The following is a 14,057-nucleotide window of genomic DNA, read 5'->3' as shown; positions in this document are numbered from 1 at the left end:
GCATGCACGTCCTCGTGGTGCACAACCGCTACGCCTCGGCGCAGCCGAGCGGGGAGAACAAGGTCGTCGACCAGGAGGTGGAGCTGCTGCGCGGGGCCGGCCACCGGGTCGAGGTGTTCGAGCGGCGCAGCGACGACATCGCCGCCCGGTCCCTGCTGGGCAAGGCCGCGATACCGCTGCTCGTGCCGTGGAACCCGGCGGTCCGCGCGGAGCTGGCCGCCACGCTGCGCACGCGGCGGCCGGACGTGGTGCACATCCACAACGTCTTCCCGCTCCTGTCGCCGGCGGTGCTGGCCGCCTGCGCCGACGCCGGCGTACCCGCCGTCGCCACGCTGCACAACTACACCCAGGTCTGCCCGCCCGGCACGCTTCAGCGGGACGGCCGGCCGTGCACCGAGTGCGTCGGTTCCACGCCGTTGCCCGCCGTCCGGCACGGCTGCTACCGCGGCTCCCGGCTGGCGACGGTGCCGCTCGCGGTCAGCCTGTCGGTCAACCGGCGGCGGTGGTGGTCCGGCGTGGAGCGGTTCTTCTGCATCTCCGCGGCGCAGCGCGAGGTGCTGGTGCGGTCGGGGATGCCGCCGGAGCGGCTGGCGGTGAAGCACAACTTCGTGCCCGAGCCGGGCGTCCGCCGGACGGGCGCCGGTGAGCACGTGCTCTATCTCGGCCGCCTCGCGGAGGCCAAGGGCGTGCGGCTGCTCATGGCCGCGTGGGACGAACTGGCCGCCGACGGCGGGGTGGGCGTCCCGCTCGTGATCGCCGGTACGGGGCCGCTGGAGCCGGAGGTGACCGCCTGGGCGGCGGGCCGGGAGGACGTCCGGTACGTCGGGCTCTACGACACGGCAGAGTGCCGGCAGACCATCGCGCGGTCGCTCGCCGTGGTGGCTCCCTCCACGTGGCTGGAGGCGTTCGGCCTGGTGGTCGTGGAGGCGATGGCGGCGGGGGTCCCGGTCGTCGCCGCCGGACACGGCGCCTTCGTCGAACTCGTCGAGGACGGGGTGACCGGGCTGCTGCACCGGCCGGGCGAGTCCGCGTCGCTCGCGTCCCGCATACGCCGGATCGCGGTCGAGAAGGACCGCAACCGGGAGATGGGCCGGGCGGCCCGGCGCCGTTACGAGCAGGGGTTCAGCCCTGCCGTCGGCCTCGAACGCCTGGTGGAGGGGTACCGCACCGCGATCGCGGGTCGGTCGGGCGGCGGGGACAGCCCGTCGCCGTCGGGGGACAACAGCACTGGCTCGCTGCGGGGACTGCCGCGCGAGCGGGATGGGGGGAAGTAGATGACACGATGCCGACTCTGCGGCTCGGCGGCTCTGGTGAGCGTCGTCGACCTGGGGGCGACCCCGCCGTGCGAGAGCTTTCTCGCCGCGGACCAACTGGACAGGCCGGAACCGGCGTACCCGCTGCACCTGCGGGTCTGCACGGACTGCTGGCTCGCGCAGATCCCACCGCTGATCACGCCGGAGGAGACGTTCAGCGAGTACGCGTACTTCTCCTCCTTCTCGACCTCCTGGGTGGAGCACGCGCGCACGTTCGTGGCCGACGCCGAACGGCGGCTGGGGCTGGGCTCCGACGCCTTCGTGGTCGAGGTCGCGAGCAACGACGGGTACCTGCTGAGGCATGTGGTGGACCGGGGGATCCGCTGCCTGGGCATCGAACCGTCGGTGAACGTCGGCGCCTCGGCGCGGGACGCGGGTGTGCCCACGCTCACGGAGTTCCTGTCCCCGGACACCGGCTCGGCCGTCCGCGCCGAGCACGGTCCGGCGGACCTGGTCGTGGCCAACAACGTGTACGCGCACATCCCCGACGTGGTCGGGTTCACGCAGGGGCTGCGTGCCCTGGTCGCCGACGACGGCTGGGTCTCCATCGAGGTGCAGCACCTGCTGACCCTGATCGAGGAGAACCAGTACGACACGATCTACCACGAGCACTTCCAGTACTACACGGTCGCGTCCGCGGCCCGGGCGCTGGCGAGCGGCGGACTCACGCTCGTGGACGTCGAGTTGCTGCCCACGCACGGCGGCTCCATCCGGCTGTGGGCCCGGCCCGCCGAGGTCGCCGGGGAGCCGAGCGGACGGGTGGCCGAGGTACTGGACCGGGAGAAGGCCGCCGGGCTGCAGGAGCTGTCCGGGTACACCGAGTTCTCCGCCCGGGTGGCCAAGGTGCGCCGGGACCTGCTGCGGTTCCTCATCGACGCGGCCGAACGCGGCGAGACGGTCGTCGGCTACGGCGCCCCGGGCAAGGGCAACACGCTGCTCAACCACTGCGGCATCCGGCCCGACCTGCTCGCGTACACGGTCGACCGCAACCCCTACAAGCACGGCAGGTTCACCCCGGGCACCCGCATCCCGATCCTGCCGCCCGAGCGGATAGCCGCCGACAGACCGGACTACGTCCTCGTCCTCCCGTGGAACCTGCGGGACGAGCTGGTCGAGCAGCTGTCCTTCGTGCACGAGTGGGGCGGCCGGCTGGTCTTCCCCATCCCGGAACTGAGCATTGTCGAGGTCAAGTCGTGAAGGTCGTTCTGTTCTGCGGCGGTTACGGGATGCGTATGCGCAACGGAACCTCCGACGACGTGCCCAAACCGATGGCGATGGTCGGCCCGCGGCCGCTGATCTGGCATGTCATGCGCTACTACGCGCACTTCGGGCACACGGAGTTCATCCTGTGCCTCGGGTACGGGGCACACCACATCAAGGACTTCTTCCTCAACTACGAGGAGACGACGTCCAACGACTTCGTGCTGCGCGGCGGGCGGACCGAGCTGCTGTCCACCGACATCGCCGACTGGACGATCACCTTCGCGCAGACCGGTGTCGAGTCGCCGATCGGGGAGCGGCTGCGCCGGGTGCGGCACCATCTGGACGGCGACGAGATGTTCCTCGCGAACTACGCCGACGTGCTCACCGACGCCCCGCTGCCGGAGATGATCGACCGGTTCGCCCGGCGCGACGCCGGTGCGTCGATGATGGTGGTGCCGCCGCAGTCGTCGTTCCACTGCGTGGACCTGGGCGAGGACGGTCTGGTGGGGGGCATCACCGCGGTGAGCGACATGCCGCTGTGGGAGAACGGCGGCTACTTCGTGCTCCGCCAGGAGGTCTTCGACCACATACCGGAGAACGGGGACCTGGTCGCCGACGGATGTGCCCAACTGGCCAAGCGCGGACGGCTGGTGGCGCATCAGCACCGCGGCTTCTGGAAGCCGACCGACACCGTGAAGGAGCGGGCGGCGCTCGACGACGCCTACACCCGGGGCGACCGCCCGTGGGCCGTGTGGGAACGGGACGGCGCGGGGGCGAGCGCGACCGGCGGCAGGAACGGCGCCGGAGCGACGGCGTGATCCGGCTCGGCGCAGGGCGCCTGGACCGGATCGTCGCGGTGGGCGCGCACTGCGACGACATCGCCATCGGCGCCGGCGGCACGCTGCTGACGCTGTGCCTCGCGCGACCGGGTGTCCGCGTCGACGCACTCGTGCTCTCCGGCGGTGGCGGCGAGCGCGAGCAGGAGGAACGGGCCGCGCTCGCCGCGTTCTGCCCGGGCGCCGATCTTCGGCTGACCGTGCTCAAGCTGCCGGACGGCCGGATGCCCGCGCACTGGGAGGAGGCCAAGGGCGCGGTCGAGGAACTGCGCGCCCGGACGGAGCCGGATCTCGTCCTCGGCCCGCGCACGGAGGACGCCCACCAGGATCACCGGAGCCTGGCGAAGCTGCTGCCCACCGCGTTCCGCGACCACCTCGTGCTCGGCTACGAGATCGTCAAGTGGGACGGCGATCTCGGCCGTCCGGCTGCGTACCAGCCGCTGTCGCCGGAGACCGCCGAACAGAAGGTGCGGCTGCTGCAGGAGCACTACCCCTCGCAGCGGCACAGGCCCTGGTTCGACCGGGAGGCCTTCCTCGGCCTCGCACGGATCCGCGGCATCGAATGCCACACGCGCTACGCCGAGGCGTTCGACATCACCAAACTCACTCTCGACCTGGGGGAATGAACCTTGCGCGTACTGCTGACCGGACACCAGGGCTATCTGGGCACCGTGATGGCCCCGATCCTCGCGGCCGCCGGGCACGAGGTCGTCGGTCTCGACTCCGGCCTGTTCGCCGACTGCGTGCTGGGCCCGACGCCCGCCGACCCGCCGGGACCGCGGGTGGACCTGCGCGACGTCACGGCCGAGCACGTGGCCGGTGTGGACGCCGTGATCCACCTGGCCGCGCTGTCCAACGACCCGCTGGGATCGCTGGCGCCGGACCTCACCTACGACATCAACCACCACGCCTCCGTGCGGCTGGCACGGCTGGCCCGCGACGCCGGGGTGCGGCGCTTCCTGTACGCGTCGACCTGCTCCGTCTACGGCGCCGCCGGCGGTGACGACCTGGTGACCGAGGACGCCCCGCTGTGCCCGGTGACGCCGTACGCGGAATCCAAGGTGCGGGTGGAGGAAGACCTGCAATCGCTCGCAGACGGCGACTTCAGCCCGGTATATATGCGCAACGCCACCGCCTTCGGCTACTCGCCCCGGCTGCGCGCCGACATCGTGCTGAACAACCTGGTGGGGCACGCCCTGCTGTCCGGCGAGGTCCTCGTGCTCTCCGACGGCACCCCCTGGCGCCCGCTGGTGCACGCCGCCGACATCGCACGGGCCTTCACGGCCGCGCTGACCGCTCCGCGCGAGGCGGTGCACGACCGGGAGTTCAACATCGGCAGCGAGATCAACAACGTCACGGTCGCCGAGATCGCCGAGCAGGTCGCCGAGGCGGTGTCCGGCTCGAAGGTGGTGATCACCGGGGAGAACGGTGCCGATCCTCGTTCGTACAGGGTTGACTTCTCCCGGTTCCGCGCCGCGGTTCCCGGCTTCGACTGCGAGTGGACGGTGAAGCAGGGCGCGCTCGAACTCGCCGACGCCTACCGGAAGCACGGGCTGACCCGGGAGAGCTTCGAGCAGCGCTTCACCCGGCTTGCCGTGCTGCGCGCGGCGTCCGACGCCGGCACCGTCGACGACACCCTGCGGTGGCGCCGATGAGCACGGCGGGCCAGGAGATGCACGCGCTGGTGGAGCGGATGTACCCGCTGTGCCGGAGCATCACCGGAGACGGTGTGCGCGCCACCCTGGACATCGTCGGCGAGTACGTCCCGCTGCAGACGCACGAGGTGCCGACGGGGACCCAGGTGCTCGACTGGACGGTGCCCCAGGAGTGGAACATCCGGGACGCGTACATCGCCGACCCCGCGGGCAACCGGGTCGTCGACTTCGCCGCGTCCAGCCTGCACGTGCTCGGCTACAGCGTGCCGGTGTCGGCGACCATGCCGCTGTCCGAGCTGCGCGAGCACCTGTACACCCTGCCCGACCACCCGAACTGGGTTCCGTACCGCACCAGTTACTACAAGCCGGAATGGGGGTTCTGCCTGGCCCAGGAGACCCTGGACGCCCTGCCGGACGGCGAGTACGAGGTGCGCGTCGACTCCACCCTCGCCGACGGCCATCTCACCTACGCCGAGCACGTGGTCCCCGGGCAGGTCGCCGACGAGGTGATCGTCTCCTGCCATGTCTGCCACCCGTCGCTGGCCAACGACAACCTGGCCGGCATCGCGGTGGCGACGTTCCTGGCCCGCGCCCTGACGCGGGAAACGCCTTACTACACCTACCGGTTCATCTACGCGCCCGGCACCATCGGGGCGATCACCTGGCTGGCCCGCAACGCGGAACGGGTGGACCGGGTCAAGCACGGGCTGGTGCTGGCCTGCGCGGGCGACTCGGGCCAACTGACGTACAAGCAGAGCAGGCGCGGCGACGCGGAGATCGACCGGGTGATGCGGCACGTGCTGGCCTCCTCCGAACGCCCGCACCAGGTCAACGAGTTCACCCCGTACGGGTACGACGAGCGGCAGTACTGCTCGCCCGGGTTCGACCTCGGCGTGGGCTCGCTCAGCCGGACCCCGTACGCCGGGTACCCCGAGTACCACACCTCGGCGGACAACCCGGACTTCGTGACCCCGGAGGCGATGGCGGACACGCTCGCCGTGTGCCGCGAGGCGTTCGCCGTCCTGGACCGCAACCGGAGCTACGTCAACCTCAGCCCCTACGGCGAGCCCCAGCTCGGCCGCCGCGGGCTGTACGACTCGCTCGGCGGCCGCAGCGACGCCAAGCAGGCCCAGTTGGCGATGCTCTGGGTGCTCAGTCTCTCCGACGGCGAGCACAGTCTGCTGGACGTCGCCGAGCGGTCCGGGCTGCCGTTCGACACCGTCGCCGCCGCGGCCGACGCCCTGTGCGGCGCCGAACTGATCAAGGCATGAGGCCGATGACCACCGAGGGGGAGAAGACGACGCCGTCGGCGGTCCCGGGCGGATCCACCCTGCGGACCGCCAAGCGGGCCATGGTCGGCCGGCTGTCCTGGGGACTGGCCGACCAGGCGGCCTCCAGCGTGAGCAATTTCGCGGTGGGCATCTACGTGGCCCGCTCGCTGGGAGTGACCGCGTTCGGCGTGTTCAGCCTCGCCTGGGTGACGTACGGCGTGGTGCTCAACGTCTCCCGCGGGTTGGCCACCGACCCGCTCGTGGTGCGCTTCAGCGGCGTGCCGGACACGTCCTGGCGCGGGGCGGTGGGCCGGTCGACGGGTACCGCGCTCGGCGTCGGGGCCGCCCTCGGCGCGGTGTGCCTCGTGGCCGGGCTCGGCCTCGGCGGCCGCGTGGGACCGGCGTTCGCCGCCCTGGGGATCATGCTGCCCGGGCTGCTGCTCCAGGACGCCTGGCGGTTCTCGTTCTTCGCCGCCGGCGCCGGGCGGAAGGCGTTCGTCAACGACGTCGTCTGGGGGGTCGCGCTCGTCCCGGCCCTGGTGGTGGCGGCCAGGGTGGGCAGCGTGGCCGCTTTCGTGCTCGCCTGGGGCGCGTCCGCGACGGTGGCGGCGGGGTACGGCTACATCCAGTCCGGCATCCGGCCCCGGACGACCGAGGCGCGCGACTGGCTGCGCGAACAACGCGATCTCGGCTACCGGTACCTCGTCGAGAACGTGAGCCTCAGCGGCGCGAGCCAGCTGCGGGCGTACGGCCTCGGGGCGATCGTCGGGGTGAGCGCGGTGGGCGCGGTGCGGGGCGCCGAGCTCCTGCTCGGCCCGTTCCTGGCGGTGCTCATGGGGCTCTCGCTGGTCACCGTCCCGGAGGCGGCGCGGGTGCTGCGGCAGGCCCCGCATCAACTGGGCAGGTTCTGCCTCCTCCTCGGCGGGGGCCAGGCCGCCGGCGCGCTGCTCTGGGGCGCGGCTCTGCTGCTGATGCCCGGCCGGTTCGGCGAGGCGGTGCTCGGCGACGTCTGGCACTCCTCCTCGGAGCTCATCGTGCAGATCACCTTCAGCGTCGCGGGAGCGGGCCTCGGCACCGGCGCGGCGGCCGGGCTGCGCGCGCTCGGCGCGGCCCGGCGCAGCCTGCGCTGCCAGTTGTTCGCCTCCGCCTGCTACATCGGCGGCGGCCTCGGCGGAGCGGCCGTCGCCGGCACGGCCGGCTCGGCCTGGGGCGTCGCCGCCGCGACCATCAGCGGCTCGGCCGTGTGGTGGCTGCAACTGCGGTCCGCCCTGAACGAGCGCCACCGCGCTCCCATCCCCGAAGTGAGGACCTCATGAACGCCCGACCCAGGCTGAGCATCGGCCTGCCCGTGTACAACGGCGAGGAGTACCTGGCCGAGTCGTTCGACGCCCTGCTCGGCCAGACCTACGAGGACTTCGAGCTGGTCGTCTCCGACAACGCCTCGACCGACGGGACCGAGGAGATCTGCCGCAAGTACGCCGCGCGGGACTCACGCATCCGGTACCTCCGGCTGCCCCGGAACATCGGCGCCACGCCGAACCACAACCATGTGTTCGCCGAGTCCCGCGGCGAGCTGTTCAAGTGGGCCTCGCACGACGACCTGTACGGCCGGGACCTGCTGCTGCGCTGCGTCCAGGCGCTGGACGAGCGGCCGGAGATGATCCTCGCGCACACCGGCCAGGCGGTCATCGACGGCGACGGCAAGGTGAAGGTCCCCTACGAGTACACGCTCGCCACCGACTCCCCGAACGCGCCGGAGCGCTTCCGCAGTCTGCTGTTCGAGCCGGGTGGCGACGACTTCTACGGGGTGATGCGGGCCGACATGCTGCGCCGGGTGAAGCCGCTCGACAGCTACCACCACGCGGACCGTACGTTCGTCGCCGAGATCACCCTGCACGGGGCCTTCCACCAGGTGCCGGAGCTGCTGTACTTCCGCCGCGACCACCCCACGCGCGCCGAGCGGGCGAACCCTTCCAAGCGCTCCCGGTGCGTCAACCTGGACCCGCGCCGGGCAGGCCCGCTGCACCCGACGCCCCGGCTGCTCGCCGAGTACCTGTGGGGTTTCGTCGCGGCGATCCGGCGGGCGCCGCTGTCCCCCGCCGACCGGCGCGCGTGCTACCGCCACCTGGCCGCGTGGATGACCAGCCGGGTCCGGCCGGGCGCCGGTGAGCGGGTCGAGGACCGCGCCCCGGTCGACCCGGGCCGGGTCACCGTCTCCGTCGACGCGCTGGTCGCGGGCCGTGACGGGCGGCGGACATGACGGCCGCCGACGGGGCCCCGGTGCGTGTCGGGGTGTTCGGCCTGCTCGGCTCCGGCAACCTCGGCAACGACGGATCGCTCGAAGCCGTGCTCGGCTACCTCCGCGCCGAACACCCGGATGTGGTCGTGGACGCGCTGTGCGGCGGACCCGAGGCCGTGACGACCCGGTTCGGGATCCCCGCGACGCGGCTGCACTGGTACCGCGGGGAGTACCGGACCGCTTCCCGTGCGGGCGCTGTCGCGGCGAAGGGGCTGGGCAAACTCGTCGACGTCTTCCGCACCGCCTCCTGGGTGCGCCGGCACGACGTGGTGATCGTGCCGGGCATGGGCGTCCTGGAGGCGACCCTGCCGCTGCGGCCGTGGGGCTTCCCGTACTCGCTGTTCCTGCTCTGCGCGAGCGGCCGGCTGCTGCGCACCCGGGTGGCGCTGGTCGGCGTCGGGGCCGCGCCGATCGGGAACCGGCCGACCCGGGCCCTGGTGCGCTGGTCGGCGCGGCTGGCCGCGTACCGGTCGTACCGGGACGCGCAGTCCCGTGAAGCGATGCGGGCGATGGGCGTGGACACCGCGCGCGACGAGGTCTACCCGGACCTCGCGTTCTCCCTGCCGACGCCGCCGACGAGCGCGCCCTGGGACCCGTCGGCCCCACCGGGCCCGGTCTGCGTCGGCGTCATGGACTTCCACGGCGGCAACGACGACCGCGCCCGGGCGGACGAGATATACCGGCGCTACCTCGACGGGACGACCCGGTTCGTCCGCACGCTGGCCGAGGAGGGCAGGACCGTCCGGCTGCTCACCGGTGACCAGTGCGACACGTCGGTCGTCGCCGCGATACTCGGCGCGGTGGACTCGCCGCTGGTCACCGCCGCCGAGCCGTCCTCGCTGACCGACCTGATGAAGGAGATGGCGGCTGCCGACACCGTGGTGGCGGTCCGGTACCACAACCTGATCTGCGCGCTGAAGACCGGTACGCCGGTGCTCGCTCTCTGCTACGCGGCGAAGAGCGACTCGCTCATGGAGGAGATGGGCCTCGGCGCCTACCGCCACCCGGCGCGCGAGGTCGACGCGGACCGGCTGCTCGAACAGTTCCGTGCGCTGGAGAAGAGTTCGGCCGAGCTGAGGCGGACGCTCATCGAGCGGAACCTGGCCGCCGCCCGGCGACTCGACCACCAGTTCGCCTCCTTGACCGCGGCCCTGTTCCCGGCGACCGGCCACGCCCCCACCTCACGGAAGGCTCCATGAAAGCGACCGAAGTCCCCGAGATCACCGGCGCATACCTCTTCGAGCCGACGCCGTACGCCGACGAACGCGGCTTCTTCTGCCGCACGTTCGACGCCGACGTGGTCCGCTCGGTGGGCCTCGACCCGGACGCCTTCATCCAGGACAGCCTGTCCCGCTCGGCCGGGGGCGTGCTGCGCGGCCTGCACCTGCGGTCCGGCGCGGGCGAGGCCAAGCTGGTGCGGTGCTCGTACGGGAGGATCTTCGACGTCGTCGTGGACCTTCGGCCCGAATCGCCGACGTACCGCAACCGGGCCTTCTTCGAGTTGTCCGGCGAGACGCAGGCGACCCTGTACATCCCGGCGGGGTGCGCGCACGGCTTCCAGGCGCTGACCGCGACCGCCGACACCTCGTACAAGATCGACCGTCCGCACGATCCGGCCGAGGACGTGACGATCGCCTTCGACGACCCGGAGCTCGCCATTCCCTGGCCGCTGCCGGTCACCTCGATGTCCCAACGGGACCGGGAGGCGCCGAGCCTCGCCAAGGTCCTGCAGCACAGAGAAAGCTGAGGTCTGCGTGCCCACCGAAGACACCCAAGAACTCCTCCTCCCCCGCTCGCGGATGGCGAACGAGCGGCTGCACGCCATGATCCCGGGGGGCGCGCACACCTATGCCAAGGGCGACGACCAGTATCCCGACAACCTGGCCCCGGTCATCAGCCACGGCCGCGGTGCCCACGTGTGGGACATCGACGGCAACCGCTACATCGAGTACGGCTCCGGTCTGCGGTCGGTCAGCCTCGGCCACGCCCACCCGCGCGTGATCGAGGCGGTGCGGCGGGAACTCGACCGCGGCAGCAACTTCGTCCGGCCGTCCATCGTGGAGGTCGAGGCCGCGGAACGCTTCCTGGCCACGGTGCCGACCGCCGAGATGGTGAAGTTCGCGAAGAACGGCTCCGACGCCACCACCGCCGCGGTGCGCCTCGCCCGCGCCGCCACCGGACGCCCGCGGGTGGCCCTCTGCGCCGACCATCCGTTCTTCTCCGTCGACGACTGGTTCATCGGCACCACGCCGATGTCCGCCGGTGTCCCGGCGGTGACCAACGAGCTCACCGTGACGTTCCCGTACGGGGATCTGGCCGCCACGGAGGAGCTGCTCACCCGGTACCGGGACGAGGTCGCCTGCCTGGTCCTCGAACCCGCCACCCACACCGAACCGCCGCCCGGGTACCTCGCCGGTCTGCGCGAACTGGCCGACCGGCACGGCTGCGTACTGGTCTTCGACGAGATGATCACCGGCTTCCGCTGGTCCGAGGCGGGCGCCCAGGGCCTGTACGGCGTCGTCCCCGACCTCTCCACGTTCGGCAAGGCGCTGGGCAACGGATGCGCCGTCTCCGCGCTGGCCGGGCGCCGCGATCTGATGGAGCTGGGCGGGCTGCGTCACCCCGGCGACCGGGTGTTCCTGCTGTCGACCACGCACGGTGCGGAAACTCACTCCCTGGCGGCCGCCATGGCCGTGCAGGCCACCTATACCGAGGAGGGCGTCACCGCGCGGCTGCACGCCCTCGGCGAGCGGCTGGCCGCCGGGGTCCGCGACGCCGCGTCCGCCATGGGAGTCGGCGAGCACATCGTCGTCCGGGGCCGGGCCAGCAACCTGGTCTTCGCCACCCTCGACGAGAACCGGCAGCCGTCGCAGCGGTACCGCACCCTGTTCCTGAGCCGGCTCCTCGCGGGCGGGGTGCTGGCCCCGTCGTTCGTGGTGAGCAGCGCGCTCGACGACGCCGACATCGATCACACCGTCGACGTGGTGGCCCAGGCCTGTGCGGTGTACCGCAAGGCACTGGACGCCGCCGACCCCACCCCCTGGCTGGCCGGACGACCGGTGAAGCCGGTGTTCCGCCGGCTGGCGTGACGCGACGTCAGCGACGCTCCCGGCGAACGGCGTCGGCCGTCCGGCCGACCAGCGGGTCAGCCGGACGGTCGGCCGGCGGGTCAGCCGGACGGTCGAGCGGCCGGTCAGCCACCCGGTCGACCAGCCACGCGGTCGCCGGTACCACCGCCAGCGCGGTGCACCAGCCTCCGAGGACGTCGGTCGGGTAGTGCGCGCCCAGGCCCACCTGCGCCCAGCCCATGGCGGTGCCGGCGACCAGCGCCGCGCCGAGCACGAGCAACGTGCCGCTCTTCCGGCCGAGGCCGAGCCGGCCGGTCGCGAGCAGCGTCACCACGAGGGCGAGCGAGGTGGCGAAGGCGGTGTGCCCGCTCGGGTAGGACAGGTTCCCGCCGTGGATGGTGCGTCCCACCAGGGACTTGAGCAACGTCGCCGTGCCCACGCTCACGCCGGCGCCCGCCACGACGAGCACCGCCGCGCGAGGACGCCGAAGCAGCAGGCAGCCCGTCACGGTGGCCGCGACCAGCGTCGCCGCTCCCACGGGCTCCCCCAAGAAGTCCAGGGCCAGAGCGACCTGCCGCCAGGGCGACCGCACACCGTCCACCACCGCCAGGATCCGCGCGTCCAGCGTGCCGGGCCCGCTGTCGCCGGCGTACCGGACCCCGAGGACGACGACCACCAGCGCGGCCAGGGCCGCGATCGGCCCGAGCAACGGGCGCAGGGCCGGGGGCAGCGCCGCGGGCGGCGGCCGGCCGGTCACCCGCCCACCACGGGCCGGGCAGCGTCCGGCGGACCCGGCCGCCGACACCTGGACCGGCAACCGCGCCCCAGGTCGGCGAGGCGGTCGCCGCGCCCCACGTCGGCGGGGCGGTGGCTCTCCCCCGGGCCGGGGAGCGCGCGCACCACCCACCGCTCACCGTGCTCTGGCAGTCGGCGGATGCGATGCACCTCCCCCTCCCGTCGGGGCGAACACGTCGAGTGCGAACTGGGCCGGGCACCCGCCACCCTAGCCAACAACGCGGCCGCGGCGAGCCGCCGTCGGAAAACGGTGCCGGGCGCGAGCCGGGACGTGCGCCGCCCGGACCGGAAGGCCGGAGGACCGGAAGGCCCGAGGACCGGAAGGCCGGAAGGCCGGAGGACCGGACCGCGAGGTCGACCGCGCCGCGGACCGCTCGCCGCCACAGTGCGCGACGACGATAGGGCCGGTTCGCACTTACCGTCGGCCCTCCCTGGCGGTAACCATAGGAAAGGCTGTTTGGCCAGCTATGACCTGAATGAGCTGATTCCCAGGAGGGCTCATGGACGCCCCGACCGCGACGACGGCCGAACCCGTCGCGCAGGACGAAGCGCAGGACGACCCGACCGTCCACATTCTCTGGATCAACGCGGGGCTGAGCTGCGACGGGGACTCCGTCTCGCTGACCGCCGCGACCCAGCCGAGCATCGAGGAGCTGGCGCTCGGTGCCCTGCCGGGACTGCCCAAGGTGGCGGTCCACTGGCCCCTGATCGACTTCGAGTGCGGACCCGTACAGGGCGCGGACAATTTCGTCGAGTGGTTCTTCAAGGCCGACCGGGGCGAGCTGGAGCCCTTCGTGCTGGTCGTCGAGGGATCGATACCGAACGAGCGGGTCAAACCGGAGGGCTACTGGTGCGGCTTCGGGGACGATCCGGAGACGGGCCAGCCGATCACCACCAGTGAGTGGCTGGACCGGCTGACCCCGAAGGCGCTCGCCGTCGTCGCCATCGGGACCTGTGCGACGTACGGCGGTATCCACGCGATGGCCGGCAATCCGACCGGCGCGATGGGGGTGCCGGACTATCTGGGCTGGGAGTGGAAGTCCAAGGCGGGCATTCCGATCGTCTGCATCCCGGGCTGCCCGGTGCACCCCGACAACGCCTCCGAGACCCTGCTCTACCTGCTGTACCAGGCGGCGGGCGCGGCACCCATGATCCCGCTGGACGAGGAGCTGCGGCCGACCTGGCTGTTCGGCGCCACCGTCCACGAGGGCTGCGACCGGGCCGGCTACTACGAGCAGGGACAGTTCGCCTCCGAGTACGGATCGCCGGAGTGCCTGGTCAAACTCGGCTGCTGGGGTCCGGTGGTCAAGTGCAACGTGCCCAAGCGCGGCTGGATCAACGGCGTGGGCGGCTGCCCGAACGTCGGGGGCATCTGCATCGCCTGCACCATGCCGGGCTTCCCCGACAAGTTCATGCCGTTCATGGACGAGCCGCCGGGCGGCCATGTGTCCGCGACGGCGAGCGGTATCTACGGCTCGGTCATAAGACGACTGCGGAACATCACCGCGAAGACCGTCGACAAGGAACCGAAGTGGCGCGGCAAGGGCGAGGAGCTCACGACCGGCTACCAGGCCCCGTGGTGACCACGGTTACCCGCTGAGCATGACACTCGACAGG

General features: G+C 72.2%; 13 protein-coding genes. 12 read left to right on the top strand and 1 reads right to left on the bottom strand.

Annotated features, from left to right (window positions below):
• The first annotated feature begins 2 nt into the window (after positions 1 to 2).
• Genes OHT01_RS34125 through OHT01_RS34075 form a run of 11 tightly spaced genes read left to right on the top strand, consistent with a single transcriptional unit; the run spans position 3 to position 11,666 of the window.
• Complete coding sequence (locus OHT01_RS34125) at positions 3 to 1,274, top strand: glycosyltransferase (protein WP_328556958.1); 1,272 nt, start codon at positions 3 to 5, stop codon at positions 1,272 to 1,274.
• Positions 1,275 to 2,510, top strand: a complete 1,236-nt coding sequence (locus OHT01_RS34120) for a class I SAM-dependent methyltransferase (RefSeq protein ID WP_328556957.1) — start codon at positions 1,275 to 1,277, stop codon at positions 2,508 to 2,510.
• Positions 2,507 to 3,334: a glucose-1-phosphate cytidylyltransferase gene (locus tag OHT01_RS34115; protein WP_328556956.1), complete on the top strand. Its 828-nt coding sequence runs from the start codon at positions 2,507 to 2,509 to the stop codon at positions 3,332 to 3,334. The genes OHT01_RS34120 and OHT01_RS34115 overlap by 4 nt, the downstream gene beginning before the upstream one ends.
• Positions 3,331 to 3,978 (top strand): PIG-L deacetylase family protein, encoded by a 648-nt coding sequence (locus OHT01_RS34110; RefSeq protein ID WP_328556955.1) that lies wholly within the window; start codon positions 3,331 to 3,333, stop codon positions 3,976 to 3,978. The genes OHT01_RS34115 and OHT01_RS34110 overlap by 4 nt, the downstream gene beginning before the upstream one ends.
• A 3-nt stretch (positions 3,979 to 3,981) precedes the next feature.
• Entirely contained in the window at positions 3,982 to 5,007 is a 1,026-nt protein-coding gene (locus OHT01_RS34105; protein WP_328556954.1) for an NAD-dependent epimerase/dehydratase family protein, read from the top strand.
• Positions 5,004 to 6,278: a DUF4910 domain-containing protein gene (locus OHT01_RS34100; protein WP_443043478.1), complete on the top strand. Its 1,275-nt coding sequence runs from the start codon at positions 5,004 to 5,006 to the stop codon at positions 6,276 to 6,278. Before OHT01_RS34105 ends, OHT01_RS34100 begins: the two co-directional genes overlap by 4 nt.
• 5 nt (positions 6,279 to 6,283) lie before the next feature.
• The gene (locus OHT01_RS34095; RefSeq protein WP_328556952.1) at positions 6,284 to 7,594 is read left to right on the top strand and encodes a hypothetical protein; all 1,311 of its coding nucleotides are present in this window, start codon (positions 6,284 to 6,286) and stop codon (positions 7,592 to 7,594) included.
• On the top strand, positions 7,591 to 8,538 hold the full coding sequence (locus tag OHT01_RS34090; protein WP_328556951.1) for a glycosyltransferase family 2 protein: 948 nt from the start codon (positions 7,591 to 7,593) through the stop codon (positions 8,536 to 8,538). The genes OHT01_RS34095 and OHT01_RS34090 overlap by 4 nt, the downstream gene beginning before the upstream one ends.
• Entirely contained in the window at positions 8,535 to 9,776 is a 1,242-nt protein-coding gene (locus tag OHT01_RS34085) for a polysaccharide pyruvyl transferase family protein (RefSeq protein WP_328556950.1), read from the top strand. The genes OHT01_RS34090 and OHT01_RS34085 overlap by 4 nt, the downstream gene beginning before the upstream one ends.
• Complete coding sequence (locus OHT01_RS34080) at positions 9,773 to 10,324, top strand: dTDP-4-dehydrorhamnose 3,5-epimerase family protein (RefSeq protein ID WP_328556949.1); 552 nt, start codon at positions 9,773 to 9,775, stop codon at positions 10,322 to 10,324. The genes OHT01_RS34085 and OHT01_RS34080 overlap by 4 nt, the downstream gene beginning before the upstream one ends.
• Positions 10,325 to 10,331: 7 nt before the next feature.
• Entirely contained in the window at positions 10,332 to 11,666 is a 1,335-nt protein-coding gene (locus OHT01_RS34075) for a glutamate-1-semialdehyde 2,1-aminomutase (protein ID WP_328556948.1), read from the top strand.
• Between the two features lie 7 nt (positions 11,667 to 11,673).
• On the opposite strand, the gene OHT01_RS34070 is transcribed toward OHT01_RS34075, so the two are convergent.
• Positions 11,674 to 12,402, bottom strand: coding sequence for a phosphatase PAP2 family protein (locus tag OHT01_RS34070; protein WP_328556947.1), 729 nt, complete (start codon positions 12,400 to 12,402; stop codon positions 11,674 to 11,676).
• Between the two features lie 538 nt (positions 12,403 to 12,940).
• Between OHT01_RS34070 and OHT01_RS34065 the strand changes: the two genes are divergently transcribed.
• Positions 12,941 to 14,023 (top strand): hydrogenase expression protein HypE, encoded by a 1,083-nt coding sequence (locus OHT01_RS34065; RefSeq protein ID WP_328556946.1) that lies wholly within the window; start codon positions 12,941 to 12,943, stop codon positions 14,021 to 14,023.
• The last annotated feature ends 34 nt before the right edge of the window (positions 14,024 to 14,057 follow it).

Origin of the sequence: Streptomyces sp. NBC_00358, assembly GCF_036099295.1 — a bacterium.
In the GTDB taxonomy this organism is placed as follows: Bacteria; Actinomycetota; Actinomycetes; order Streptomycetales; family Streptomycetaceae; genus Streptomyces.
The sequence above is the reverse complement of the archived record's forward strand: the minus strand, read 5'-3'. Positions and strand labels throughout refer to the sequence as shown.

Coding starts and splice junctions, on each gene's coding strand:
- OHT01_RS34120 (WP_328556957.1), top strand. CDS start 1,275: ATGACACGATGCCGACTCTGCGGCTCGGCGGCTCTGGTGAGCGTCGTC.
- OHT01_RS34085 (WP_328556950.1), top strand. CDS start 8,535: ATGACGGCCGCCGACGGGGCCCCGGTGCGTGTCGGGGTGTTCGGCCTG.
- OHT01_RS34125 (WP_328556958.1), top strand. CDS start 3: ATGCACGTCCTCGTGGTGCACAACCGCTACGCCTCGGCGCAGCCGAGC.
- OHT01_RS34065 (WP_328556946.1), top strand. CDS start 12,941: ATGGACGCCCCGACCGCGACGACGGCCGAACCCGTCGCGCAGGACGAA.
- OHT01_RS34100 (WP_443043478.1), top strand. CDS start 5,004: ATGAGCACGGCGGGCCAGGAGATGCACGCGCTGGTGGAGCGGATGTAC.
- OHT01_RS34080 (WP_328556949.1), top strand. CDS start 9,773: ATGAAAGCGACCGAAGTCCCCGAGATCACCGGCGCATACCTCTTCGAG.
- OHT01_RS34090 (WP_328556951.1), top strand. CDS start 7,591: ATGAACGCCCGACCCAGGCTGAGCATCGGCCTGCCCGTGTACAACGGC.
- OHT01_RS34095 (WP_328556952.1), top strand. CDS start 6,284: ATGACCACCGAGGGGGAGAAGACGACGCCGTCGGCGGTCCCGGGCGGA.